Origin of the sequence: Nocardioides terrigena (assembly GCF_003047265.1) — a bacterium.
Taxonomy (GTDB): Bacteria; Actinomycetota; Actinomycetes; order Propionibacteriales; family Nocardioidaceae; genus Nocardioides; species Nocardioides terrigena.
This window is the reverse complement of sequence record NZ_PZYY01000002.1, coordinates 432,070-457,549: the sequence shown is the minus strand read 5'-3', so window position 1 is coordinate 457,549 and position 25,480 is coordinate 432,070. Positions and strand designations below refer to the sequence as shown.

At 72.6% G+C, this 25,480-nt stretch carries 24 protein-coding genes; 13 read left to right on the top strand and 11 right to left on the bottom strand.

Going from position 1 to position 25,480, the window contains the following annotated elements:
- The first annotated feature begins 133 nt into the window (after positions 1-133).
- Positions 134-1,471: a coiled-coil domain-containing protein gene (locus DAE25_RS06185; RefSeq protein ID WP_107765321.1), complete on the top strand. Its 1,338-nt coding sequence runs from the start codon at positions 134-136 to the stop codon at positions 1,469-1,471.
- Positions 1,472-1,617: 146 nt separating this feature from the next.
- The gene (locus DAE25_RS06180; protein ID WP_107765320.1) at positions 1,618-2,859 is read left to right on the top strand and encodes an AI-2E family transporter; all 1,242 of its coding nucleotides are present in this window, start codon (positions 1,618-1,620) and stop codon (positions 2,857-2,859) included.
- Here DAE25_RS06180 and DAE25_RS06175 read toward each other — a convergent pair.
- On the bottom strand, positions 2,837-3,832 hold the full coding sequence (locus DAE25_RS06175) for an EamA family transporter (protein WP_107765319.1): 996 nt from the start codon (positions 3,830-3,832) through the stop codon (positions 2,837-2,839). The two genes, DAE25_RS06180 and DAE25_RS06175, sit on opposite strands and share 23 nt — an antisense overlap.
- A 38-nt stretch (positions 3,833-3,870) precedes the next feature.
- Here DAE25_RS06175 and DAE25_RS06170 point away from each other — a divergent pair, with 38 nt between their 5' ends.
- Positions 3,871-4,404 (top strand): CGNR zinc finger domain-containing protein, encoded by a 534-nt coding sequence (locus DAE25_RS06170; protein ID WP_107765318.1) that lies wholly within the window; start codon positions 3,871-3,873, stop codon positions 4,402-4,404.
- A gap of 13 nt (positions 4,405-4,417) precedes the next feature.
- Here the strand turns inward: DAE25_RS06170 and DAE25_RS06165 are convergent, their stop codons facing one another.
- Positions 4,418-5,200 (bottom strand): alpha/beta fold hydrolase, encoded by a 783-nt coding sequence (locus tag DAE25_RS06165; protein ID WP_107765317.1) that lies wholly within the window; start codon positions 5,198-5,200, stop codon positions 4,418-4,420.
- 25 nt (positions 5,201-5,225) lie between these two features.
- Here DAE25_RS06165 and DAE25_RS06160 point away from each other — a divergent pair, with 25 nt between their 5' ends.
- On the top strand, positions 5,226-5,870 hold the full coding sequence (locus tag DAE25_RS06160; RefSeq protein WP_107765316.1) for an HIT family protein: 645 nt from the start codon (positions 5,226-5,228) through the stop codon (positions 5,868-5,870).
- Here the strand turns inward: DAE25_RS06160 and DAE25_RS06155 are convergent.
- Entirely contained in the window at positions 5,867-6,631 is a 765-nt protein-coding gene (locus DAE25_RS06155; RefSeq protein ID WP_107765461.1) for a hypothetical protein, read from the bottom strand. The genes DAE25_RS06160 and DAE25_RS06155 overlap by 4 nt on opposite strands.
- A 64-nt stretch (positions 6,632-6,695) precedes the next feature.
- Here DAE25_RS06155 and DAE25_RS06150 point away from each other — a divergent pair, with 64 nt between their 5' ends.
- Positions 6,696-7,190 (top strand): SRPBCC family protein, encoded by a 495-nt coding sequence (locus tag DAE25_RS06150; RefSeq protein ID WP_107765315.1) that lies wholly within the window; start codon positions 6,696-6,698, stop codon positions 7,188-7,190.
- On the opposite strand, the gene DAE25_RS06145 is transcribed toward DAE25_RS06150, so the two are convergent.
- The gene (locus DAE25_RS06145) at positions 7,166-8,119 is read right to left on the bottom strand and encodes a helix-turn-helix transcriptional regulator (RefSeq protein ID WP_107765460.1); all 954 of its coding nucleotides are present in this window, start codon (positions 8,117-8,119) and stop codon (positions 7,166-7,168) included. The genes DAE25_RS06150 and DAE25_RS06145 overlap by 25 nt on opposite strands.
- 61 nt (positions 8,120-8,180) lie before the next feature.
- Here DAE25_RS06145 and DAE25_RS06140 point away from each other — a divergent pair, with 61 nt between their 5' ends.
- Positions 8,181-8,642 (top strand): VOC family protein, encoded by a 462-nt coding sequence (locus DAE25_RS06140; protein ID WP_107765314.1) that lies wholly within the window; start codon positions 8,181-8,183, stop codon positions 8,640-8,642.
- 199 nt (positions 8,643-8,841) lie between these two features.
- Positions 8,842-11,268 carry a LuxR C-terminal-related transcriptional regulator gene (locus DAE25_RS23785; RefSeq protein ID WP_159083605.1) on the top strand — a complete coding sequence of 809 codons (2,427 nt, stop codon included), beginning with the start codon at positions 8,842-8,844 and terminating at the stop codon, positions 11,266-11,268.
- Positions 11,269-11,295: 27 nt separating this feature from the next.
- Here DAE25_RS23785 and DAE25_RS06130 read toward each other — a convergent pair whose 3' ends face one another.
- From DAE25_RS06130 to DAE25_RS06120, 3 genes are all read right to left on the bottom strand, one after another.
- Positions 11,296-13,101 (bottom strand): 3-hydroxyacyl-CoA dehydrogenase family protein, encoded by a 1,806-nt coding sequence (locus DAE25_RS06130; RefSeq protein ID WP_234410878.1) that lies wholly within the window; start codon positions 13,099-13,101, stop codon positions 11,296-11,298.
- A 78-nt stretch (positions 13,102-13,179) separates the two neighbouring features.
- Positions 13,180-14,361 (bottom strand): cysteine desulfurase-like protein, encoded by a 1,182-nt coding sequence (locus DAE25_RS06125; protein WP_234410877.1) that lies wholly within the window; start codon positions 14,359-14,361, stop codon positions 13,180-13,182.
- Between the two features lie 27 nt (positions 14,362-14,388).
- Entirely contained in the window at positions 14,389-15,945 is a 1,557-nt protein-coding gene (locus tag DAE25_RS06120; RefSeq protein ID WP_107765311.1) for an alanine/glycine:cation symporter family protein, read from the bottom strand.
- Between the two features lie 29 nt (positions 15,946-15,974).
- Here DAE25_RS06120 and nucS point away from each other — a divergent pair, with 29 nt between their 5' ends.
- Positions 15,975-16,748, top strand: a complete 774-nt coding sequence (nucS, locus tag DAE25_RS06115; RefSeq protein ID WP_456093763.1) for an endonuclease NucS — start codon at positions 15,975-15,977, stop codon at positions 16,746-16,748.
- 10 nt (positions 16,749-16,758) lie between these two features.
- Positions 16,759-17,109: a DUF952 domain-containing protein gene (locus tag DAE25_RS06110; RefSeq protein WP_107765310.1), complete on the top strand. Its 351-nt coding sequence runs from the start codon at positions 16,759-16,761 to the stop codon at positions 17,107-17,109.
- On the opposite strand, the gene DAE25_RS06105 is transcribed toward DAE25_RS06110, so the two are convergent.
- Positions 17,075-17,275 carry a hypothetical protein gene (locus tag DAE25_RS06105; RefSeq protein ID WP_107765309.1) on the bottom strand — a complete coding sequence of 67 codons (201 nt, stop codon included), beginning with the start codon at positions 17,273-17,275 and terminating at the stop codon, positions 17,075-17,077. The two genes, DAE25_RS06110 and DAE25_RS06105, sit on opposite strands and share 35 nt — an antisense overlap.
- Before the next feature lie 65 nt (positions 17,276-17,340).
- A complete protein-coding gene (locus DAE25_RS06100) occupies positions 17,341-17,928 on the bottom strand; it encodes a histidine phosphatase family protein (RefSeq protein ID WP_107765308.1) in 588 nt (195 codons plus the stop codon).
- Between the two features lie 44 nt (positions 17,929-17,972).
- Between DAE25_RS06100 and DAE25_RS06095 the strand changes: the two genes are divergently transcribed.
- On the top strand, positions 17,973-18,470 hold the full coding sequence (locus tag DAE25_RS06095) for a DUF427 domain-containing protein (protein WP_107765307.1): 498 nt from the start codon (positions 17,973-17,975) through the stop codon (positions 18,468-18,470).
- 18 nt (positions 18,471-18,488) lie between these two features.
- Here DAE25_RS06095 and DAE25_RS06090 read toward each other — a convergent pair whose 3' ends face one another.
- Both DAE25_RS06090 and DAE25_RS06085 read right to left on the bottom strand, forming a co-directional pair.
- Positions 18,489-20,552 (bottom strand): protein meaA, encoded by a 2,064-nt coding sequence (locus DAE25_RS06090; RefSeq protein WP_107765306.1) that lies wholly within the window; start codon positions 20,550-20,552, stop codon positions 18,489-18,491.
- 66 nt (positions 20,553-20,618) lie between these two features.
- Positions 20,619-20,930, bottom strand: coding sequence for an STAS domain-containing protein (locus tag DAE25_RS06085; RefSeq protein ID WP_107765305.1), 312 nt, complete (start codon positions 20,928-20,930; stop codon positions 20,619-20,621).
- Positions 20,931-21,078: 148 nt separating this feature from the next.
- On the opposite strand from DAE25_RS06085, the gene DAE25_RS06080 reads away from it, so the two are divergent.
- Genes DAE25_RS06080 through DAE25_RS06070 form a run of 3 tightly spaced genes read left to right on the top strand, consistent with a single transcriptional unit; the run spans position 21,079 to position 25,446 of the window.
- Positions 21,079-21,657: a cob(I)yrinic acid a,c-diamide adenosyltransferase gene (locus tag DAE25_RS06080; RefSeq protein WP_107765304.1), complete on the top strand. Its 579-nt coding sequence runs from the start codon at positions 21,079-21,081 to the stop codon at positions 21,655-21,657.
- A 56-nt stretch (positions 21,658-21,713) separates the two neighbouring features.
- Entirely contained in the window at positions 21,714-24,866 is a 3,153-nt protein-coding gene (locus tag DAE25_RS06075) for a DEAD/DEAH box helicase (RefSeq protein WP_107765303.1), read from the top strand.
- Positions 24,859-25,446, top strand: coding sequence for a GNAT family N-acetyltransferase (locus DAE25_RS06070; RefSeq protein ID WP_107765302.1), 588 nt, complete (start codon positions 24,859-24,861; stop codon positions 25,444-25,446). Before DAE25_RS06075 ends, DAE25_RS06070 begins: the two co-directional genes overlap by 8 nt.
- Positions 25,447-25,480: the final 34 nt, after the last annotated feature.

The following is a 25,480-nucleotide window of genomic DNA, read 5'->3' as shown; positions in this document are numbered from 1 at the left end:
GACATTCCTCACGTCACACCCCGGTTCGCGGATCGTTTCCGCGAGCCGGGGTGTGTTTGTCCCCGGGCGTCGTACAGACTGGACCGACCGCAACGCAACACCGCAGATCGACGCAGAGAGTGGGTGCTCCACCATGAGCCGCGACCAGGGACTGTCCATCTTCGACGAGGAGCCGGACAACGACGCCGACCTCACCGGGGAGACGACCGGCGAGTCCGTGAGCAGCTCGACCGGCACCTCCAAGCGCAGCTCCGGGCGCCCCGCCGCGCCTGCGCCCGACGGCGAGTCGACCCAGGTGATGCCCGCCGTGCCACCGGCCGCGCCGGCCGACGAGACGCCGACCGCACAGACCCCGTCCGCCCCGGCCGCGGCCCGCCCCACACCGGCTCCCGCGCGCCCGTCGGCCCCCGCGGCCCCGGCCGCTCCCGCCGCCCCCGCGACTGCCGGCTCCGCGCCCTCCCGGCCCGCGTCCCCGGTCGCCGCGGCCCTGCCGATGGTCCGCCGGGGTGGCTACGACAAGGCCGCCGTCGACCAGCGGATCAACCAGCTCACCGCCGAGAAGTCCGGCCTCAGCTCCAGCCTCACCTCCTCCGAGCAGCGCGTCATCGAGCTCGAGCGCGAGATGGAGCGCATGCGGGCCGAGCTCGACGAGAACAAGAACCCGACGTACGCCGGTCTCGGCGGGCGCGCCACCTCGATGCTCAAGCTCGCCGAGGAGGAGGCCGCCGACGTCCGCTCGGCCGCCACCCGCGACGCCTCCGACATCCGCGAGCAGGCCAACCGTGACGCGAAGGCCATCCGGGCCGACGCGTCCCGCGAGGCCGACGACATGCGCATGGTCCAGCTCAAGGAGCTCGACGAGATGCGCACCCGACTCACCACCGACGCCGAGCAGGAGCGCACCCTTGCCAAGGCCGAGGCCGAGGACATCCTGGCCGCGGCCAAGCGCGAGGCCGACCAGGTCCGCCTCGCCGCCCAGCAGGAGACCAACGAGCTGCGCACCACCGCGCGCCGCGAGGCCGAGCAGGCCCGCGCGGCCGCCGACCGCGAGGTCCAGGAGGCCCGCCGCACGCTGGCCGTGGAGAAGGAGCGCCTGGCCCGCGAGGCGTCCGAGCACCACTCCAGCGCCACCGCGGAGACGCAGCGCCTGGTCCAGGAGGCCGAGGACCGGGCGGCCGCCGCGGAGCAGCGTGCCCGCGAGGCGACCGCCCAGGCCAACGCCCACCGCCAGCAGGCGCAGAGCGAGGCCGAGGGCCTGCTCAGCCGGGCCCGCCGCGAGGCCGAGCAGATCGTCGCGTCGGCCACCACGCAGGCGGAGTCCGTCTCGGCCAGCGGGGCCGCCGACGCCGAGCGCGAGCTCGCCGCCGTGCAGGCCGAGGTCGACCGGATGACCAAGCGTCGTGACGCCGTCGCCGCCCAGCTCGGTGCGCTGCGCGACGTGGTGGCGGGCTTCTCCGAGGACGAGTCCTGAGCTGGATCGACCGCCTCCGCGGTCGCCTCCAGCAGTCGGGCACCGCACCCTCGCACCTCGGATCTGAGCCCTCCCGGGTCGCTGACTCCCCCGACGTCCCCGACCGCGCCGAGTTCGACTCGGTCGAGGACTACGTCGAGGAGGCGGTGGACCACGTCAACGACCGGGCCGAGCACGCGGAGCGGCAGGCCGAGGTCGCCCAGGCGGCCGCCGACCGCGCCGACGGCGCCGCCCAGGCCGCCGACGAGGCGGCCGCGTCCTCGGTCGCCGTGGCGGAGCAGATCAACGACTCCACCGACCTGGTGGTCGAGACCACCCCCTACGTCCCCGCGTCGCCTCCGGAGCAGGCGCCGCGGTCCCTGATGCGCCACTCACCCTTCAACATCGGCTTCTTCGGCGCGTTCGGCGCCCTCGTCGCCGTCTTCCTCAGCCAGCAGCTGCTCAGCATCTCCTCGGTGCTGATCCTGCTCGTGCTCTCGATGTTCCTGGCCGTCGGCCTCAATCCCAGCGTCGAGTGGTTCATGCGCAAGGGCATGCGTCGCGGCCTCTCGGTCCTGCTCGTGCTCTTCGTGGTGATCACGGTGCTGGTGCTGTTCGTCGTCGCCGTCGCGCCGGTCATCAGCGAGCAGATCACCCAGATCACCCAGAACGCCCCGGGCTGGCTCGACAGCCTGCAGCGCAATCGGCAGGTCCAGTCCCTCGACGACCGCTTCGACGTGATCCACAAGGTGCAGGACTACGTCTCGCAGGGCGACTTCGGGGAGAAGGTCTTCGGCGGCGCGCTCGGCGTCGGCCTGGCGGTGCTCTCCGCGCTCGCCAACTCGCTCATCGTCATCGTGCTGATGGTCTACTTCCTGGCCACGCTGCCCAGCATCAAGCACGCGGCGTACAGCCTCGCGCCCGCCTCGACGCGTCCGCGGGTCAGCGAGCTGGGCGACCAGATCATCCGCTCCACCGGTGCGTACGTCGCCGGCGCGTTCCTGGTCTCGGTGTGCGCCGGGCTCAGCACGTTGGTCTTCACGTTCCTGGTGGGGCTGGGCGACTACGCCTTCGCGCTGGCGTTCATCGTCGGGCTGCTCTCGCTGATCCCGGTGATCGGTGCCGTCATCTCGGGCATCATCATCACCGCGCTGGCCCTGACGGTCTCACCGACCACGGCGCTGATCGCCGCGACCTACTACATCGCCTACCAGCAGATCGAGTCCTACTTCATCTACCCGCGGATCATGAAGCGCTCGGTCGACATCCCCGGGTCGGTCACGGTCGTCGCGGCACTCCTGGGCGGCAGCCTGATGGGCATCATCGGCGCGCTGCTGGCGGTGCCGGTGGCGGCCGCCCTGCTCCTGCTGCACCGCGAGGTCTTCCTCAAGCGGCAGGACGCTCGCTGACGGGGCCCGGCACCGGCTCCACCACGGGTGAGGACGATCCCTCCCCCAGCTTGACCACCACGACCCCCGCGAGCACCAGCAGGCCACCGGCCAGCTGGATCGGTCGGGGCAGCTCGCCGAGCAGCAACCAGGCGAACACGAGCGCCATCAGCACCTCGGTGAGGGCGACGAAGGACGCCAGCCGCGACCCGAGCCGCCGGCCCGCCTCGATCCCGGTGACGTAGGCGATGGCCGCCGTCACCAGCCCGAGCGCCAGGACCGGCACCCACCACTCGACGTCGAAGCCCTGGTAGGACACGCGCTCCGAGGACACCCGCATCGGCAGCACGCCGATCAGGCCCGCGACGCCGAGCACCGTGCCGCCGACGACGAGGCCGCCGGCCGCGAGGCTGATCCCGGGGAGGCCGTTGTCCTCGTCGGCGGAGATCACGAAGTACGTCGCGGCGCCGACCATCGCACCGAGACCCCAGGCGACGCCGACGAGGTTGAGGTCGGCCCCGGACACCACGTCGAGCACCAGGACCAGGCCGACGGCCGCGATCGCGGCCCCGACGACGGTCAGCCGGTGGGGACGGTGCCCGTGGCGCAGCCACAGCCACACCACCACGGCGACCGGGGCGGTGTACTCGATGAGCAGCGCGACGCCGACCTGGAGGTAGGAGACGGCGTAGAAGTAGCAGAGCTGGGCACCCGCGACCGCCGCGACGCCGTACGCCGCGACCAGGCCACCGTTGCGGCTCAGCAGGTGCCACCGGCCCCGCAGGGCGAGGGCACCCGGGACGACCAGCACCAGGGCGGCGATGACGATCCGCGCGGTGACCGCGGCGGGGGCGCTCCACCCGCTGTCGAGCAGGCCTCGTGCGAGCGGACCGGAGAGACCGAAGGTGGTGGCGGAGACGAGCGCGAAGCCGAGGCCCGCACCGAGCCGCGACGGAGCGACGGCAGGCGTCGCGTCATGAGTCAAACTCGTCATGACACATGACGGTAGTCCGCGCTGTGTAAGGTGTCAACATGGTTTTCGCCCCTGACACGGCCGAGGCGCTGGAGGCCGCCGTGATCCTGGCCAACAGCGCCCTGGAGCCCGACACCCTCACCACCGTCGAGGACCTGAGCGCGTTCTACGAGGGCCAGGGCTACTCGGGCTCGCACCGGGGCGACCGGGCCGAGCTGGACGCCGTGCGGGCCGTCCGGGCCCGGCTGCGTGTGTTGCTGCTGGCCGACCGCGACGCGGCCGTCGGACAGGTCAACGAGATCCTCGCCGGCGCCAGCGCCGTCCCCCGCCTCGTGCGCCACGACAAGCTGGACTGGCACATCCACGCCGTCGACGACGACGCCCCGCTGGCCGAGCGGGTCCTGGTCGAGACGGCCATGGCCATGATCGACGTGGTCCGCGCCGACGAGATGGGTCGCCTGGGCGTCTGCGCGGCCGACGACTGCGACGGCCTGGTCCTCGACCTGTCCCGCAACCGCTCACGCCGCTACTGCTCCACCACGTGCGGCAACCGCGAGGCGGTCGCCGCCTACCGGGCGCGGCAGAAGGCCTGACCCGGTCCCCCGGTCACCGGGCCAGGAAGCGGCGCAGCACCTCGGTGAGCACCGCGGGCTGCTGCGAGTGCACCCAGTGCCCGGCGCCCTTGACCATCACCCGGCGGTTGCGCGGGAAGCGGCGGTCCATCTCGGGCGCGTGCTCGTCGGTGACGTAGTCCGACAGGGCGCCGCCCACCCACAGCACCGGCCCGTCGTACGACGCGTCGCCGAGCTCCTCGTCCGGCCAGCCGACCAGTGCGTCCATCTCCTCGCCCAGCAGGTCGAGGTTGACCTGCCAGTGCCAGCCGTCGTCCCCGCGACGCAGGTTCTGCAGGAGGAAGCTGCGGACGGTCGTGTCGGGCACCGCCTCGCGCAGCGCCTCGTCGGCCTGGTCGCGGCGCTCGAGGGCCGAGAGGTCCAGGGCGCGCATCGTCTCGATGTAGCCCACGAACTCCCGCCCCGAGGAGTAGGCCGTCGGCGAGACGTCGACGACCACGAGCCGCTCGACCAGCTCGGGGTGCCGCAGGGCGAGCACCATCGCGATCTTGCCGCCCATCGAGTGCCCGACGAGAGCCACCGGCCCCTCGTCCCGCAGCGCATCTGCCACCAGGTCGGCCAGCTGGAGGTAGTCGAACGCCTCCGTCCACGGCGAGCGGCCGTGGTTGGGCATGTCGATCAGCAGCACCCGGTGGTCCGCGGCGAGGTCCTTGGCGACCTGGGTCCAGTTCTTGCCCTGGCCGAAGAGTCCGTGGCAGAAGGCGACGACCGGGCCGGCGTCGCCGATGCGGGTCACGTGCAGTCCGGGAGCGCTCACCGGGCCAGTCTGTCAGCATCGGGCGATGAGCCGACCGACCCCACAGTCAGCGCAGGAGTGGTACGCCGCCACCCGGGCCCGCATCGCGGCCACGGGCTACCGGCCCGCACCGTGGACGGACCGACCGTCCTGGCCGTTCGACGGCGACCTCGTCCAGCGGGAGCTGGACCCACCGGGTGGCGAGCGCCCCCGCGGTGGCGCCGGCGGCACCGACTGCTTCATCTGCGAGGCGGCCACCGGGGACGGGGGCGACTACGTCGTGTGGCGCGACGACGTGGCGATGCTGGGTCAACCGCGTGACGACGTCGCCCTGCCGTTCGTGGCCTTCCTGATGCCCCGTCGTCACTCCGACCTGTCCGACCTGACGCCGTCCGAGGCCGCCCGGATGGGCGAGCTCATGGTGTTGCTCGAGCGCGCCGTCACCGACGTCCTCGACGTGCCACGGGCCCAGCTCATCCGCTGGGGCGACGGCGAGGAGCACCTGCACTGGTGGGTGCTGGCGCGTCCCTCGGGCATGGACCAGCTCCGGGGTGCCTTCACCCCCCTGTGGGACGACCTCCTGCCACCACGCCCACGGGCGGAGTCGCGCGGCGACCTGGAGGCCGTGGCGCGCCGCCTCGTCGAGCTCGCGGGGGGCGAGCTGCCGTGGTCCTCGGGCGGCCGGGACTAGAAGTCGAAACCGTCGAAGAGGTTGCCGATGCCGTCGCCGAGGCCGCCGAACATGTCGCCGACGCCCTCACCGAGGGCCCCGATCCCCTCGCCCAGGCCGTCGAAGCCACCGCTGAAGAGCATGCCCATGAACATCCAGTCCATCGGCCCGAAGTTGCCGAAGTAGCCCTGGGCGTAGGGCTGGTAGGCCCGACCGCCCTGCCAGTAGGGCACCCGCCGGGAGCCGACCATCACCTTGCGGATGTCGGGCTCCGCGCCCGCACGCACCCGCTCGGCGTCGAGCTGGCAGGCGGGGACGTCGCGCCGCGTGCCGCCGGGCGGCGTGTAGGGCACGTCGACCACGGACATGCCGTGGCGGGGGTCGAAGAAGCACGGGGGACGACGCGTGGGGAGCGGGCGCCCCTCGACCCGGGCGCGCACGCAGGCCATCGCGTAGCGACCGTCCTCGAGGATCTCGGTGACGTGCCGGACGTCGTCGGGTCGCGCCATGGTGGCGGCCGCGATCTTGGCGGCCTCGTAGGCGTCCAGCGCCCGCTGGTAGTCGGCGTTCTCGCCGTGGCCGAGCGGCGTGCCGGCGAGCTCGAGGTCGAGGTCCTGCAGCTCCACGCCGAGGGCGGTGACGTCCTCCTCGGCGAGCCGCTTGACCGGCTCGAGCTCGGACTCGCGCTTGACGAGCTCGCGGCGCTTGCTGGCCTGGCCGGCCATGACGGCGACGGTCACCAGACCGCCCAGCAGCACGAGGAGGAGCACCATGCCTGTCATGGCGACCAGCGTACGTCGCACCTCCACGCCCATCGGCCGCCGCGGCGAGTGCCAGACTCGCCCCATGACGGCCACCGAGCGCATCGAGGTCACCCGCCCGATCACCGCACCCCCGGGCGAGGTCTTCGCCCTCCTCTGTGACCCGCAGGGCCACGTCGCCATCGACGCGTCCGGCATGCTCCAGGACGCGGAGGGCGAGCGGGTCACCGAGGTGGGCCAGACGTTCGTGGTCCACATGGACCGGGAGGCCCTCGGCGACCTCGACCTGGGCCGGTACGACGTGACGGTCACCATCACGGCCTTCGAGCCCGACCACGAGATCGCGTGGACGGTGCTGGGCCGGGTCCGCCCGCAGATCGGCCACGTCTACGGCTACCGGCTGGAGCCGACCGACGACGGCGGCAGCCTGGTGACGTCGTACTACGACTGGTCCGACATCGCCCCGCACTGGCGCGAGGCGGGGATCTTCCCGGTGATCTCCGAGGCCAGCCTCAAGGCCACCCTGGGCATCCTCGACCGCACCGTACGACGCGGCTACCCGCTGGCCACCGTCCGCTGAAGCCGCCCGGCGAGGTCGAGGGCGGCCTCGCGCAGCTCCGGCGGGTCGAGGATCTCGCACTCGAAACCGAGCCACACGACGTGGAAGGCCAGCCAGTCGAGCTCGTCCGCACTCGACTCGAGCAGCGTCGTCGAGTCGTCGATCGCGGTCAGCGTCACCCATCGCACGTCGGTGCGCGCGGCCACCTCTTCGAGGGGCGCGCGGACGCGCACCCGGGCGTGGTGGCTGAAGGGCGAGTGGCTCACCGAGCGCTGCACGTACTCCGCGGGGTCGGGGTGCTCGCGCGGCTTGAAGCGCCACGTCGACGCCACCACGGCGCGCATCCGGTCGAGGCGGAAGGTGCGCCAGTCCTCGCGGTCGACGTCCCAGGCCATGAGGTACCAGCGGCGTCCGGTGGCGACGAGGCGGATCGGCTCGACCCACCGCTCGGTGGCGGCGCCGTCGCGGGCGTCGTACCCGAAGCGGACGCGGGTCAGGTCGCGGCAGGCGCGGGCCAGGGTGAGCAGCACGTCGCCGTCGACCAGGTCCTGTGCGGTGGACAGGGTGACGGTCGAGTCGTGGATCGCCTTGACCTCCGAGCGCAGCCGCGGCGGCATCACCTGGTCGAGCTTGGCGAGCGTGCTGAGCGCGGCCTCGCTGGCGCCGGTCACGGTGCCCCCGGCGGCGAGCCGCAGGGAGACCGCGATCGCCACGGCCTCGGCGTCGTCGAGCAGCAGCGGCGGCAGCTCCTTGCCCCGACCGAGCTGGTACCCGCCGCCGACCCCCTGCGCGGCGTGCACCGGGTAGCCGAGCCCGCGCAGCCGCTCGACGTCGCGCCGGATGCTGCGCGTGGTGACGCCGAGCCGCTCGGCGAGCTCGGGGCCGCTCCAGACCGGACGTTGCTGGAGGAGGCTCAGGAGTCGCAGCACGCGCTCGGTGGTGTCACCCATGGAGCCATGGTCGCAGAGCATGCGGACAGGACCTGTCCTCGGCAGGGCGGACACTGGGCACATGAGCCGCACGATGCAGCTGACGTACGACGCCCACGACCCGCGCCGCCTCGGCCTCTTCTGGCTGGCCGCGCTCGACTACGCCGTGGATCCACCGCCGGGCGGGCGGATCGGCGACCCGGAGGAGACGGTGGCCGCCTGGACGGACTTCCTCCACTCGGTGGGGGTGCCGGAGGAGCAGCACGGCTCCGCCTTCGCCCTCGTGGACCCGCAGGGCACGGGGCCGCGGATATTCTTCCAGCAGGTGCCGGAGGACAAGGTGGCCAAGAACCGGCTGCACCTGGACGTGCGGGCGGCCCCGGGACTCAGCGGTGACGACCGGATGGCGGCTCTGGAGCGGGAGTGCGACCGCCTCGTCGCCCTGGGCGCGACTCGGCAGGGACGGCACGAGCCCGACGGCGGCATGCACGCCGGCCACATCGTGATGACGGACCCCGAGGGCAACGAGTTCTGCCTCGACTGAGCAGTCGGGCGCCGGGATCGACCGTTGCAGCGGGCCACCGACCTCCCCCGAGATCCATGGCCCGCCGCCGGTAGTGCGGGTGGGCTGTCCCCTGTGCAGTCCACACGCCGTCTGACGTGACGAGCCTCTCGCGGTCAAGGCGGTCTTGGCATCCGTAGTCCTACGTAAAAGACGGCGCGCGGACGCTACATTCGTCGACGTGCTCACCCCTTGTCTCGGACGCGAGCAGACGCAGCAGCGCCTGGCGTCTGCGCTGGCGACCTCGCGGTGGGTGTCCATCGTCGGACCGCCCGGCAGCGGCAAGACCCTGCTGGCCCGCCACGCGGCCGCCCGCGACGAGAGCACGTGGGTCAACGCCCGGGGCATCCGGCGTCCCGACGACGTCCTCTCGGCCTGCCTCGACGCCCTCGACGTGCAGCCGTCGCCCGGTGACTCGGCGCAGGGGTCCCTGTGCCGGGCCATGGACGGCATCGACAGCCTCCTCGTGGTCGACGGTCTCGACATCGACCCGACACTCCTGGGCCCGACCTTCCAGCAGGTGGTCTCGTCCACCACGGACGCCCGACTGGCCGTCACGTCGGTCGCCATGGCCGGGCAGCCGGCCGAGCGCGTGGTGCGGGTCAGCCCCTTCACCGTGCCCCGGCCGCACGAGTCCCTCTCCGGGCCGGCCGTCGACCTCTTCCTGCACGCCGTCGAGGCCGCCGGCGGGCACCCGGTCGACCTGGTGCAGCACGGCGACGACGTACGACGCCTGCTCCACGCCACCGGCGGCCTGCCCCTCCTCATCGAGCAGATCGCCGTGCAGATCGCCCTCGTCGGCGTCACCAACGTGGTGCCCACCGCCTCGCTGTCGGAGGCCGTGCACGCCTCCTACGAGCTCCTCGACAGCCAGCAGCAGCGCTGCTTCCGGCGGCTGTCCCACATGTCGTCGCCGGTCTCCCTGGAGGTGCTGGCGGAGGTCACCGGGGTCGGGCGCGACGAGGCGGCCGTGATCGCCTCGGCCCTGGTGCGCCGCAGCCTCGTCGAGCTGATGCCCGACGGGCGCTTCGACATGCTGACCCCGATCCGGAGCCACGGCGCCCTCCTCACCGCCTCGACCGACGACCGTGACGAGGCCAGGCGCGCGCTGCTGCGCTGGGCCGACCGGGTCGCCCCCGAGGACCTCAACTCCGGCGCTGCCGACGCGTCCTGGCTGGCCGACCTGCCTGTCATGAGGAGCACGATCACCGCCGCGTGCGAGGAGCCGCACAGCCGACCGCTCGGCTATGCCATCGCCAACCGGATCTTCTCCTCCCTCTACACCTCGATGAAGGCCCGCGAGGCCGTCGAGGTCCTCGAGGCCGCCCTCGTCAGTGGTGACGGCCCGGCCGAGATCGGCGCGCAGGTGGCCCGCCGGGCCGGTATCGCGGCCTCGGAGGTCCGCGGCACCTACGAGGGCATGTGGCTGCTGGAGCGGGCCGACGAGCACGCCCACAGTGCGCCGGACCCCGAGGGCGAGCTCTCCAAGAACGCCTCGATCCGCGCGGAGATGCACCTCGACGCGGGTGCGCTCGTGCAGGCCGAGGCCGAGGCCCGCCGCGCGCTCGAGCTCGGTGCCGGTGGGGGCGAGATCCGGCGCCAGGTGCTGCGGACCCTGGCCGACGTGCACGTCTCCCGCGGCGACTGCCGGGCGGCGACCGCCGTCGCCGCCGAGATCATCGCCGGCCGGGTGACCCCCGAGGAGCGCTGGACCGTGCTGTCGGCCCGGACCCTGCTCGCCCGGGTCGCGCTCGAGCAGGGCCGCCCGAGCGAGGCCGCCTCGGCCGCGCGGGCCGTGGTGCGCGACGCCCGGGCGGTCGCCGAGGACCGGGTGGCGCTGCTCGCCGAGGTCCTGCTGAGACACCTCGACCCGTCGTACGAGCCCACGCCGCTCGACCGCGACGCCCTGCCGTGGGCGGTGCGGATCCCGGTCCTGGCCCAGGACGCCCGCGACCTGCTCCGCTCCGGCGACGTGCCGAGGGCCGCCGGCCTGGCCGCCGACGTGGTGGTGCTGGCCGACGGCGCGGGCCTGGGTCGCGACGCGGTGGAGGCCCGGTTGCTCCTCGGCCGGGCCCTGCTCGCTGCGGGCGACGAGGGACAGGCCGCGAGCACGTTCCTGGCGGCCCTCGAACGCGCCGCCTCCATGCCGATGCCGCTGCGCGCGGCGGACGCCCTGGACGCCCTGGCCCACCTCGGCCAGCGGCGCGGCATGCGGGACGCCCGCATGCTGGCCACGACGGCGGCCGCCCTGCGGGCGCCGCGCCAGGTGGTCGCCTGGGGGTACGCCGCCGACACGCCGCCGGGCGTCGGCCGCGCGGTCCCCGAGCGCTGGATCGCGGACGGCGACGTCACCACCGCCGGGGTCGAGGCCGTGATCGCGCTCTTCTCCGGCGCCACCGCACCCGCGAGCGGCGGTGCGCTCGACCAGCTCACGACGGCCGAGCGGCACGTCGCCGACCGGGTGGCGATCGGGCTCACCAGCCGCCAGATCGCGGAGGAGCTCTTCATCTCACCCCGGACGGTCGACGCGCACCTCACCCACATCTACCGCAAGCTCGGCATCAACAGCCGGGCCCGGCTGGCCGCCCTGGTGGCCGACCGGGGCTGAGCCGGGGCTGACCGGGGCTGAGCCGCCTCAGCGGGCGCTGTAGTCCCGGAACCCGCGCTGGGTCTTGCGGCCGAGGTAGCCGGCCGTCACCAGGTGCTCCAGCAGCGGGGCGGGAGCGAAACCGGGCTCGCGGAACTCCAGGTAGAGCTCGCGCTGGATGGCCAGCGACACGTCGTTGCCGACCACGTCGAGCAGCTCGAAGGGCCCCATCGGGAGGGCGCAGCCCTGCTTCATCGCGGTGTCGATGTCGTCGGCCGTCGCGTAGTGCGCCTCGAGCATCTTGACCGCGTCGTTGAGGTAGGGGAACAGCAGGGCGTTGACGATGAATCCCGCCCGGTCGCCGCACGACACCGCGACCTTGCCGACCTTGGCGCAGAGGGCCCGCACGGTCTCGGCGACGGCGTCGTCGGTGGCGACGGTCGAGACGACCTCGACCAGCTTCATGATCGGCGCGGGGTTGAAGAAGTGCATGCCGATGACGTCCTGCGGCCTCGAGGTCACCGTGGCCAGGGAGATGATCGGCAGGCTGGAGGTGGTGGTCGCCAGGATCGTGCCGGGCTTGCAGATCTCGTCGAGGTTCTCGAAGAGGGTGGTCTTGATCGCGAGGTCCTCGGCGATGGCCTCGACCACGATCTCGACGCGGGCCAGGTCGTCGAGCGACATCGTGCCGCTCAGTCGGCCCAGCACCTCGGTCTTCTGCTCCTCGGTGGCGCGACCGCGCTGGATCTGCTTGTCGAAGTTGCGGGCGATCGCGGCCCGGACGCCCTCGACCTTGTCCTGCGAGCGGCCGACGTACAGGACGTCGTACCCGCTCTTGGCGAAGACCTCGACGATCCCCGCGGCCATGGTGCCGGTGCCGACGACGCCGACGGTGCGGATGTCGTGCCGGAGCTCGGGCAGGTCGTCGGTCGACGGGGTCCGGTCGTCGGCCACGACGACCGGGCTGTCGGCCCGCTCGTAGGTGTAGAAGCCGCGACCGGACTTGCGGCCCAGCAGCCCGGCGGTGACCATCTGCTTGAGGATCGGCGCCGGGGCGTGCAGCCGGTCGCGACCCTGGCGGTACATCGTCTCGAGGATCTCGTACGCCGTGTCGAGGCCGATCAGGTCGAGCAGCGCCAGCGGGCCCATCGGGTAGCCGCAGCCGAAGCGCATGGCCGCGTCGATGTCCTCGCGGGTGGCGTACCTGCCCTCGTACATCGACACGGCGTGGTTGAGGTAGCCGAAGAGCAGCGTGTTGGCGATGAAGCCGGCCTTGTCACCGCAGACGACGGGGTTCTTGCCGACGCGGCCCAGCAGCCCCTCCACGTCCGCCAGCACGGCCGGCTCGGCCACCACGGTGCGGACGATCTCGACGAGGTTCTGCACGGGCGCGGGGTTGAAGAAGTGCACACCCACGACCCGACCGGGCCGGGTGTTGGCGGTGGCGATCTCGGTGACCGGCAGCGAGGAGGTGTTGGTGGCCAGGATGGCGTCCGGCCGGACGATGTCGTCCAGCCGGCGGAAGAGGTCCTTCTTGACCTCGAGCGACTCCACGACCGCCTCGACCACGAAGTCGGCGTCCGCGAGGGCCGACAGGTCGGTGGCGAAGCCGATGCGGCCCAGGATCTCGGCCTGCTGCTCCTCGCTCATCTTGCCGCGGGAGACCGCGCGCCCGGTCGAGTGGGCGAGGTGCTCGCGGCCCCGCTCCACGGCCTCCTCGGTCAGCTCGACCCCGACGACGGTGAAGCCGTTGCGGGCGAAGACCTCGGCGATCCCGGCGCCCATCGTGCCGAGGCCGATGACCCCGATCGTCTCGAAGGTGCGGGCGGTGCGCTCGGTCGATGCAGTCGTCATGCCCCGCATGATGACATGCGCGGGCCCCGGGTGAACTCGTCGGTAACCACCTGCTCAGCACTCGGGCTGAGACGTACGTCACTCCCCCGCGACGCCGTCCAGCGCCGCGAGCAGCCGGTCCACCTCGTCGGCGGTCGTGTAGGCCGCGAGCCCGATGCGCACACCCCCGGCGTCACCCAGCCCGGCGTGCCGGGATGCCTCGAGGGCGTAGAAGCTGCCCGCGGGGGCCGCGACACCCCGTGCGGCCAGCCGCTCGGTCACCACCACCGGCTCCAGGCCGTCGACGTCGACCAGGACGGTGGGCGTACGCCGCGCGGGACGGCCGTGGACGGTGACCCGCCCGATGCGGCCGAGACCGTCGAGCAGGCGGTCCAGCAGCGCCCCCTCGTGCGCCGCGACGGCCGCCATCCCCCACTCCTCGGCGAACTCCACGGCCGCCGTCACGCCGGCCAGCAGCTCGTAGGGCAGCGTCCCCAGCTCGAAGCGTTCCGGCACTGCGTCGCTCGAGGGCAGCAGCTTGTCTGGGCGCAGCCGCTCGAGGAGGGCGGGGTCGGCCGCGACGGCGCCCAGGTGGGGCCCGAAGAACTTGTACGGCGAGCAGGCCAGCAGGTCTGCCCCCAGCTCGCCCAGGTCGACCGGCACGTGCGCGGCGAGGTGGACCGCGTCGACGTACACGAGCGCGCCGACCTCGTGGGCCGCCGCCGCGATCCCCGCCACGTCCGGACGCGTGCCGAAGAGGTTGGAGGCCGCGGTGACGGCGACCAGCCGGGTGCGCTCGGTGAGCAGCGGGCGTACGTCGTCGAGCTCGGCGGTGACCGGGTCGAACCCGAGCCACCGGACGGTGGCGCCGGCGCGCTCGGCGGCGACGACCCAGGGCCGGATGTTGGAGTCGTGGTCGAGGCGCGACACGACCACCTCGTCACCGGGCCCCCACTCGCGGGAGAGCGTGCGGGCCATGTCGAAGGTGACCGCCGTCATCGACCGGCCGAACACGACGCCGCGGGGGTCGGACAGCCCGACGTGGCGGGCGACGGCGGCCCGTGCGGCGAGGACGGTGTCGTCGGCCAGCCGGCCGACTGCGGTGGGTCCGCCCCGCTGGCACACGCCCGCGCGCAGCATGCCGGCCACGGCGTCCGCCACCACCTCCGGGACGAGCGACCCGCCCGGTCCGTCGAAGCGGGCCAGGTCCGGGTCCACGCCGGGGAAGGCGCGGCGCAGCTCGTGGACGTCGTACGAGATTGGGGTGTCGGTCGCGGTCACGCCCCGCATGCTCGCACGGCCACGACGTCAGTTGTGCGCGCGCTCGTCGGCCGGCACCTCCTCGATCGAGCCGTCGGCGACGCCGGCCCGGAAGCTGCGCAGCTCCTCGCGCACCTTGGGAAGCAGCAGGTAGCAGGCCAGGAGGTTGACGATGGCGCAGACGAAGAGCATCGCGTCGGCGAAGCCCAGCACGGAGTCGAAGGTCAGGACGGTGCCGACGACGGTGAACAGGCAGAACACGATCTTGAACGTGAGCTCGCTGCGGTCCGTCCGCCCGAACAGCGTGGTCCACGCCTTCATCGAGTAGTAGGCCCAGGTGATCAGCGTGGAGAACGCGAAGAGCGCGACCGCGATGGCCAGGATCACGGGGAACTGGGGCAGGAAGGTCTCGAACGCCCGGGAGGTGACGACGACCCCGTCCGGAGCGGCCCCGCCCTCCTGCACCGTCGCCTGCGCGTCGTTCCAGTAGGCGGTGTCGGCGATGACGATCGTCAGGGCCGTGGCCGTGCACACGATGACGGTGTCGATGAAGGGCTCCAGGAGGGCGACGAAGCCCTCGCTGACGGGGTGCTTGGTCTTGACCGCCGCATGGGCGGTGGGGGCCGAACCCACACCGGCCTCGTTGGAGAACGCGGCACGCTGGAAGCCGATGATCAGCACGCCGATCGCGCCACCCGCGATCCCCTCGGGGTTGAAGGCGCCCTGGATGATCGCGCCGATGGCCTCCGGCACGTTGGCGATGTTGCCGGCGATGACGAGGAAGCAGGCACCGAGGTAGAGCAGTGCCATCGCGGGCACCAGGCGGGAGGTGACCTTGGCGATCGACGTGATGCCGCCGAGGATCACGAGGCCGACGCCGATGGCGAGGATGACGCCGAAGACCAGGGCCGACCCCGACGACCCGAGGTAGCCGTCGTCACCGCCGGTGACCTCGCGCGCCTGGGCGAAGGTCTGGTTGGCCTGGAACATGTTGCCGCCGACCGCACCGAAGAGGAAGAGCGCCGCCGCGAAGACCAGGGTGAGACCCTTCGACACCGCCGACCCGAATCGCTCGAAGGCGATCGGCAGGTAGCGGAAGGCACCTCCGGTGACGGAGCCGTCCTCGTGGACCTCGCGGTACTTCACGCCCAGCGTGCACTCGACGAACTTGGTGCACATGCCGAGCAGGCCGGCCACGATCATCCAGAACGTCGCGCCCGCGCCGCCGATGGTGACCGCGACGCCGACGCCCGCGATGTTGCCCAGGCCCACGGTGCCGGACACGGCCGACGACAGCGCCTGGAAGTGCGTGACCTCCCCCGGGTCGCTGGCCCGGGAGTACTTGCCCCGCACCAGGTCCAGCGACGTCCGGAACCCGGTGAACTGGATGCCGCGGAAGTAGACGGTGAAGACCGCCGCGGCCAGCACGAGCCAGAAGACGATGAGCGGGACCTCGAGGCCCGCGATGTTCGGCGCGTAGAAGATCACGTTCTGGACGGCGGTGGAGATCGGCTCGAAGGCACTGTTGATGGCGTCCTCGACGGCGGACAACCACCCCCAGGACTCGGCTTGCTCCGCGGCTACGACGGCGGGGTGGGAATCCATCGGTCCACCCAACTGGACTAGTCCAGCAGATGTCCACCCTCTGGGGTGACGAGTTCACAACGGCTTCGCAACGGCTGACGTGGAGTGCCGGCGGACCTGGAGGTAGGTTCCACGCCGTGAGGATCGTCGTTGCGCGCTGCCAGGTCGACTACGCCGGGCGGCTGACCGCCCACCTGCCGATGGCCACCCGGGTGCTGATGATCAAGGCCGACGGGTCGGTCCTGGTGCACTCCGACGGCGGGTCCTACAAGCCCCTCAACTGGATGTCGCCGCCGTGCACCTTCCGCGAGGGCAGCACCGAGGACGGCCAGCCCGAGTGGACGGTGACCGCGGCCAAGACCGACGACACCCTCCGCATCCTCATCGAGGAGGTGCACTCCGACTCCAGCCACGACCTCGGCGTCGATCCCGGGCTGCAGAAGGACGGCGTCGAGAAGCACCTCCAGGAGCTGCTCGCCGAGCACCCCGCCTCGCTCGCCGAGGGCCTCTCGCTCGTCCGCCGCGAGTTCATGACCGCGATCGGCCCGGTCGACCTGATGTGCCGCGACGCCGACGGCCTGAGCGTGGCGGTCGAGATCAAGCGTCGCGGCGACATCGACGGTGTCGAGCAGCTCACCCGCTACCTCGACCTGCTCAACCGCGACCCCGCCCTGACCCGCAAGGGCGCGGTCCGGGGCATCTTCGCGGCCCAGGAGATCAAGCCCCAGGCGCGCGTGCTCGCCACCGACCGCGGCATCTCCTGCGCGCTCGTGGACTACGACGCGCTGCGGGGCATGGACGACTCCGAGCACCGGCTCTTCTGACGGCCCCGTCATGACGCAGCCGATCTTCCACATCGCCACCCGCGCCGACTGGGAGGCCGCGCAGCGCGACGGCGCCTACACGACCTCCACCCGGGGACGGACGCTGGCGGCGGAGGGCTTCATCCACGCCGCGCGCACCGAGCAGGTGCAGCCCGTGTTCGACCGCTACTACGCCGACGCGGGCGAGCCGCTGGTCCTGCTCGTCATCGACCCGGACCGCCTGGGCGCCGAGGTCCGAGTCGAGCCGGTCGGCGACGACACCTACCCGCACGTCTACGGCCCGATCGAGCCGGCGGCGGTGGTCGAGGTGCGTCCGCTCGACCTGGTCAGGCGGCGATCTTCTTGCCGACCTTCTTCTTGACCTTCACCAGCTTGCGCTTCTTGACGGTGTAGCCGTCGGGCAGCGTGCCCTCCTTGAGCATCCGCAGGGGGCAGCGGCCGCACTTCGTCCGGGAGACGCAGCACTCCTTCTTGGGCAGCCTGGCGACCTTGCCCTTGCCTGCCTTCTTGCCCTTCACCTTGCCCATGCGGAGCACCCTACCTGCTCGTTAGGCAAGGCTTACCTGCATGTTGCCCACGTCTCACCGGACGGTCAGACCGCGCGCCAGCCGGAGCCGTCCGCCTCGAGCGCGACGTGCCCACCGCCCGGGAGGACCAGGTCGTACGCCGTCGCCCGCGGCGCCGCGAGCAGCACCGGCACCGTCGTCATGATCGCGCCGCCGTGGCTGACGACCAGGACGCCCTCGCCGCGATGCGCGTCGCGGACCTCGTCCAGCACAGCGGCCACCCGTGCCGCGATCGCGGCGACGTCCTCGCCGCCCGGGATCCTCGCCGCGTCGTCCCCCGCGACCCAGGCCCCGAAGACGGGGCCGAGCTCCGCGCCCTCGTCCGCCGCGGTGCCGGCGAGCGACCCGACGCCGTACTCCCGCAGGCCCTCGCGCACCACGACGTCGACGCCGAGCACCGCCGCGGCGATCTCGGCGGTCTGCACGGCCCGCGACAGCGGGCTGCACCAGACCCGGGCGATGCGCTCGCCGCGCAGCCGCTCCCCCAGCTCGTGCGCCTGCCGGCGGCCCGCGGGACTCAGCGATCCGCCGTCGTCGGTGACCAGGTCGGTCTCGTAGTCGGCCTCGCCGTGGCGGGCCAGGAAGACACGCGTCGGGCACTGCAGGTCGCTCATGGCGCCACGCTAGCCGCGACCGGGCGCGGCGTACGTTGGCAGGCATGCGCAGAGTGACGCCCGAGGTCCCCGGTCCCGGCCAGGAGTCCGTGTGGGACTACCCGCGGCCACCGCGGGTCGAGCCCAGCACCGAGACCATCGAGGTCCGGCTCGGCGGCGAGGTCGTCGCCCGCACCACGGCGTCGCTGCGGGTGCTCGAGACCAGCCACCCCCCGACCTACTACCTGCCGCGCGACTCCTTCGCGCCCGGCGTGCTCCGACCCGTCGAGGGGACGACCTTCTGCGAGTGGAAGGGGATGGCGACGTACTTCGACCTCGTCACCCCGACCGCCACCGCCCGGCGGGCCGCCTGGACGTACGCCGACCCGACACGCGGCTTCGAGGCGATCCGCGACCACCTGTCGGTGATGCCCGGCCAGGTCGACGCCTGCCTGGTCGACGACGAGGTCGTGCGGGCCCAGGAGGGCGGCTTCTACGGCGGCTGGGTCACCGACCGGGTGGTCGGCCCGTTCAAGGGCGTGCCGGGCAGCCACGGCTGGTGACCGCCCGGGTCGCGGGCCTCAGTCGAGGTCGTGCGCCCTGCGGATGACGTCGACAATACCGCCCATGATCTCGGTCAGGCCGAAGTCCTTGGGCGTGTAGACCGCCGCGACGCCCTGCTCGACGAGGCGTCGGCCGTCGGACTCGGGGATGATCCCGCCGACGATCACCGGCACGTCCTCCAGCCCGGCGGCACGCAGGCCGTCGAGGACGTCCGGGACCAGCTCCATGTGCGAGCCGGACAGGATCGACAGCCCGACGCAGTGCACGTCCTCGGCCACCGCAGCGGCGACGATCTGGTCCGGGGTGAGCCGGATGCCCTGGTAGATCACCTCGAAGCCCGCGTCCCGGGCGCGGACGGCGACCTGCTCGGCGCCGTTGGAGTGTCCGTCGAGGCCGGGCTTGCCGACGAGCAGCCGCAGCCGGCCGCCGAGCTCCTCGCCCGTCGTACGCACCTTGTCGCGGACCGCGGCCAGCTCGGCGCCCGCCTCCGCGACGCCGACCGCCCCGCTCACCCCGGTCGGGGCGCGGAACTCGCCGAACACCTCGCGCAGCGTGCCGGCCCACTCCCCCGTGGTCGCGCCCGCGCGGGCGGCGGCCAGGGTGGCGTGCATGAGGTTCTTGTCGGTCTTGGCGTCGGCGGCCAGCGTCGCGAGCGCCCCGGTCACCGCGGCCTCGTCGCGCTGCGCCTTCCAGTCCGCGACGGAGTCCAGCGCGGACTGCTCCGCGGCCGGGTCGGCGGCCATGATGGCCTCGTCGAGGTTGGCGGTCAGCGGCGACGGCTCGGTGGTGTCGTACTTGTTGACGCCGACGATGATCTCGTCGCCGTTCTCGATCCGGGCGCGGCGGGCCGCGTGGGCGCTGACGAGCGCCTGCTTCATGTAGCCCGACTCGACGGCCGCGATCGCGCCGCCGAGGGCCTGGACGCGGTCGATCTCGGCCTTGGCGCTCTCCACGAGGGACGCGACCTTGGCCTCGATGACGTGCGAGCCGTCGAAGATGTCGTCGTACTCCAGCAGGTCGGACTCGAAGGCCAGCACCTGCTGCAGCCGCAGCGACCACTGCTGGTCCCACGGCCGCGGGAGGCCGAGGGCCTCGTTCCACGCCGGGAGCTGTACGGCGCGCGCCCGGGCGTTCTTGGACAGCGTCACGCCGAGCATCTCCAGGACGATCCGCTGCACGTTGTTCTCGGGCTGGGCCTCGGTGAGGCCGAGGGAGTTGACCTGGACGCCATAGCGGAAGCGGCGCATCTTCTCGTCGGTCACGCCGTACCGCTCCCGGGTGATCTCGTCCCAGAGCTGGACGAAGGCCCGCATCTTGCAGGTCTCCTCGATGAAGCGGACCCCGGCGTTGACGAAGAACGAGATCCGCCCGACGACCTTCTCGAAGTCCTGCTCGTCGACCTGGCCCGACGCCTTCACCTGGTCGAGGACGGCGATCGCCGTGCAGAGCGCGTAGGCGAGCTCCTGCGTCGGCGTCGCCCCCGCCTCCTGGAGGTGGTAGCTGCAGATGTTGATCGGGTTCCACTTCGGGATCTCGTGGACCGTGTAGGCGATCATGTCGCCGATCAGGCGCAGCGAGTGCTCGGGCGGGAAGACGTAGGTCCCGCGGGAGAGGTACTCCTTGATGATGTCGTTCTGCGTCGTCCCGGCGAGCTGGTGCGCCACCGCGCTGCGCTCCTCGGGGCTGGATCCGGCGGTGAGCCCGTTCTGCTCCTCGGCGGCTACCTGGTACATCGCCAGCATCCACATGGCGGTCGCATTGATGGTCATCGAGGTGTTCATCCCGGTCAGCGGGATGTCCTCGAAGAGCCTGCGCATCTCGCCGAGGTGCGGGACCGGGACACCGACCTTGCCGACCTCACCGCGGCTGAGTGGGGAGTCCGGGTCGTAGCCGGTCTGCGTCGGCAGGTCGAAGGCCACCGACAGGCCGGTCTGCCCCTTGGCCAGGTTGGTCCGGTAGAGCGCGTTGGAGGCCGCGGCCGTCGAGTGGCCGGCGTACGTCCTCATCACCCACGGCCGGTCCTTCGCGGGACGTGCGGCCTCGGGGGCGGCCGACGGGACCTGGGCCTCGGAGTCAGTCATGGGGTCAATGTAGGCCCGTGGTTACCGGTGAGTCACCGGTTGGAAATGTGAGCAACCCCACCCGGATCAGGCGGAGGCGACGGCCCGCTCGACCTCGATGGCCCGCGCCAGGCGGGTCAGGTGCATCATCCGCCGGACCGCGGGCCCGCAGTTGCGGACGGTGAGGTGGTGCCCGTCGAGCCAGGCCTGGCGGGTGGCCACGGCCAGCACGCGCAGTGCGGTGACGTCGATGTTGTCCACGTGGGCCATGTCGATGACGACGTCCTCGTCGAGGCAGCCCTCGAGGTGGTCGTAGATGGCGGCGCGGACCTCCCACGTGCTGCGCACGTCGAAGTCACCGTGCAACGACAGGACCGGCCCGTTCGTCGTGATGTCCATCGTGTCTCCCCCTCTGTCGGCACCCCCCGGCACTCCCAGACTGTGACGTGGCACTCACTATGACGCAGTTCTACCCGACTTGGTTGCACCGCCGCCTCACCTTTTTGCCGGGTCGGACTGCGGACGCGGTCATCGATAGGGTCGGAGCATGGTCAACCTCACCCGCATCTACACCCGCACCGGCGACGCCGGCACCACCCGCCTCGGCGACATGAGCGAGACCTCCAAGAACGACTCCCGGCTGCACGCGTACGCCGACGTGGACGAGGCCGGCGCGCACCTCGGGCTGGCGCTCGCCCTCGGCGACCTGGACGACGACGTGGTCGCTGTCCTCACCCACGTGCAGAACGACCTCTTCGACGTGGGTGCCGACCTGTGCACGCCCGTGGTCCCCGACCCGGAGTACCCGCCGCTGCGCATCGAGCAGGACTACGTCGACCGCCTCGAGGGCTGGTGCGACCACTACAACGAGCAGCTGCCCAACCTGCGGTCCTTCATCCTCAACGGCGGCACGCCGGGCGCGGCACACCTCCACGTCGCGCGCACCGTCGTACGCCGTGCCGAGCGGTCCGCGTGGGCGGCCTGGTCCGAGCACGAGGCGTCGATGAACAAGCTCTCGATCACCTACCTCAACCGGCTCTCGGACCTGCTCTTCATCCTCGCCCGGCACGCCAACCGGGCGCAGGGCGACGTGCTGTGGGTGCCCGGCGGTGAGCGGGGCGAGTAGGCCCCTGTGGACGAGCCCTGCGGGATGTCCGCGGTCGGTGCCACGATGACCGGGCCATGGGGATCCGCGACGCGCTGACCGACGACTACCTGGCCCGGTTCTACGACCCGGGCACGCTGGTCCGTGCCCGTGCCTGCCTCGACGGGGTCGTGGGACTGGAGGCCGTGCACGAGACCTCCAGCAGCCTGACCGTCACCGCCGACGTCTGGGGCACCGCCCCGACGCCGTACGCCGTGCAGTTCCACGCCGAGGTCAACGAGACGTCCGACTGGGTCTTCAGCGCCTGCTCGTGCCCGGTCGCGCGGATGTGCAAGCACGGCGCGGCCGTCGCCCTGCGCCTGCGCGGCGCCCCTCCCGTGCCGTCGCAGCCGCTGTGGCAGCAGCGGCTGGCCCGGCTGAGCAGCGAGCTCGACCGGCGCGCGAGGTCGACGATGGCGGGGACGTCCCTGGGACTGGAGATCTCCCGGCGGCCCACCTCCCGCTGGTCGCGGGGCACTCCCGGCGACTTCACCCTGCGTCCCGTGCGACCGGGCGCACGCCAGGGCTGGGCACGCAGCGGGGCCGACTGGCCGGACCTCTCCGGACCCACCGCCTCGGACCGCTACGTGCCGGCGCAGGTCGAGGCCCTGCAGGTGCTGCAGCGAGGGCTGGTCAGCATGCACTCCTACCTCGTGTCGGGCTCGGCGCCCCTGCTCGACGACTACGGCGACCGCCTGGTGCCAGCGTTGCGCGCTGCCGTGGCCGCCGGCGTCACCCTGGTGCCCGGCGCCGGCGTCGGCTCGCTCTCCCTGAGCTCGCGACCGGCGCGGGTGGCGGCCGACCTCGTCCGCCGGGGCGCCTCCACGGAGCTCACGGTGCTCGCCGAGGTCGACGACCGCCGCTGGCGCGGGGACCTCGTCACCCCGGTCGGGCGGCCGGTCACCTCGCTGGTGCTGGTCGAGGGTGACGACCTCCTCCTCGCCGACCTGGCCGAGCCGCTGTCCGATGCCCTGGCCGAGCTGCTGGTGGGCCCGCCGCTCGTGGTCGACCCCGACGACCACGACACCTTCCTCGAGGCGCTGGCGCCCCTGACGCGGCACGTCGAGGTCGCGTCCTCGGACGGGTCGCTGGAGGTGCCCGCACCACCGCGCCCCCACCTGCACGTCACCGTCACGTGGCGCTCCTCGACGCACGCCGCCCTGGCCTGGCAGTGGGCCTACGGCGACGCGCGGTGCGACGCGTCGTCCCCCGAGTCCCTGGGCGGGGTGCGCGACCCGGCGGCGGAGCGCGCCGTCCTGGCCACGGTCGCCGACCACCTGGTGGGCCTCACCTCGGCCTCGGGCGGCGACGCGCTGTCCCTGGCCCTCCACGACCTCCCCCACCTCGCCACGCTGCCCGATGTCACGGTGACGGAGGTCGAGGCCCCCGACTTCCGGGAGTCGGCGAGCGCCCCGGAGATCGCGTTCACCCTGGCCGAGCGGCAGCCCGACCACACGGACTGGCTCGACCTCGAGGTGCAGGTGAGCGTCGACGGTGAGCAGGTCCCGCTGCCCGACGTGCTCGCGGCGGTGACCCGCGGCGACGAGTTCCTCGTCCTGCCCAGCGGGCTGTACGTCGCCCTCGACCGGCCGGAGTTCGCCCGGTTGCACGAGGTCGTCGCGGCAGCCGCCCAGCTGCGCGAGGGTGACGACACCCGGGTCAGCGTCGGCACGACCGACCTCAGCGTGTGGGCCGAGCTCACCGAGCTGGGCGTCGTCGACGCGCAGGCCGCGACGTGGGCCGACCGGGCGGTCGCGCTCCGCGACCTCACGGAGATCCCCCAGCCCGACCCCGTCGGTCTCACCACCACGCTCCGGCCCTACCAGCTGGAGGGATTCTGGTGGCTGGCCTTCCTCCACCAGCACGGCCTCGGCGGGATCCTGGCCGACGACATGGGGCTGGGCAAGACGCTGCAGGTGCTCGCGCTCGTGCAGCACGCCGTCCTCCGCGGAGGGGTCGAGGACCCGTTCCTCGTGGTCGCCCCGACGAGCGTGGTGACCGCCTGGCGCCAGCAGGCGGTGACCCATGCGCCGGGCCTCCGGGTGGGGGTCGTCAGCCGGCGCACCGACGACGTCGCCGCCATCGCCCGCGACCACGACGTCGTGGTGACGACCTACGCCCTGCTGCGCCTCGAGCGCGAGCAGTTCGTCTCGCGCCGGTGGAGCGGCCTCGTCCTCGACGAGGCCCAGCAGGTCAAGAACCACCAGGGCAAGACCTACGCCGCCGCCCGCGCCGTGGACGCCGACTTCCGGCTGGCGGTGACCGGCACGCCGTTCGAGAACAGGCTGATGGAGCTGTGGTCCCTGCTCTCCATCACGGCACCCGGCCTCTACCCCGTGCCGCGACGCTTCCGCGACATGGTGGTCGGCCCCGTCGAGAAGGACGGCGACCAGGCGGCGCTGGACCGCTTCCGCCGGAGGATCCGCCCGTTCCTGCTGCGTCGCACCAAGGAGCTCGTCGCCGCCGACCTCCCGCCCAAGCAGGAGCAGGTGCTCGAGGTCGACCTGGAGCCGCGGCACCGCAAGATCTACGACACCCACCTGGCCAAGGAGCGCCAGAAGATCCTCGGGCTCGTCGAGGACTTCGACCGCAACCGGGTGGCCATCTTCAGCGCGCTGACCAAGCTGCGGCAGCTGGCCCTCGACCCGGCCCTCGTCGACCCCGACCACGACCACGTCGGCTCGGCCAAGGTCTCGCTGCTCGCCGAGCACCTGGCGGAGGTGACCGCCGAGGGACACCAGGCCCTGGTGTTCAGCACGTTCACCTCCTTCCTCGCCCGGGTCCGCGAGCGCCTGGACGCCGACGGCATCCCCACCGTCCAGCTGGACGGGAGCACCCGCGACCGCGAGGCCGTGATCGAGGCGTTCCGCCGGGCCGAGGCGCCGGTCTTCCTGATCAGCCTCAAGGCCGGCGGTGTGGGCCTGACCCTCACGGAGGCCGACTACGTCTACGTCCTCGACCCGTGGTGGAACCCCGCGGCCGAGGCGCAGGCGGTCGACCGGGCGCACCGCATCGGCCAGGACAAGCACGTCCACGTCTACCGGCTCGTGGCCACCGACACCATCGAGGAGAAGGTCATGGCCCTCAAGGCCCGCAAGGCCGAGCTCTTCGCCCGGGTGATCGACGGTGGCGGAGCCTCCGAGCACGGCATCAGCGCCGACGACATCAGGGGGTTGTTCGAGGATGGCTGACACCGCGGCGTGGACGACCCACCCGGTCACCGCGGCCCGCTTCGACGACTTCGCAGACGTCATCAACCCCCACCGGCGCAGCACGCACTGCTGGTGCCTCTCCCACCGCCTCCGCGTGAAGGAGATCGAGGAGCTCGGCGACGGCTCCCGAGAGGACGCCGCCCGGGCCCTGGCGGCCGGGCGCTCGCCGTTCGGCGTGGTGACCTACCGCGACGACGTCCCCGTCGGGTGGTGCCACGTCGCGCCGCGCGACGAGATCCCCCGGCTCGCCGCCTCCCGGCTGATCCGCCCCGTCGACGACGTGCCCGTCTGGAGCATCATCTGCGTCGTGGTCCGCGGCGGCCACCGCAAGCAGGGCGTGACCGGGCACCTGATCGAGGGCGCCGTCGCGTACGCCGCCTCGCGCGGCGCCCCGGCGGTCGAGGCCCACCCCGTCGACCCGGAGGGTCGGATGGACACCACGATGGCCTTCGTCGGCACCCGCGCGATGTTCGAGCGGGCGGGCTTCGAGGTCGTCGGGCAGACCGACGCGGTGGCCAGCAAGCTGCCGCGCCTCGTCATGCGCCGGATGCTGGGCTGACTCCTGCACCCAGCCTCTGCGGACTGGCACGATG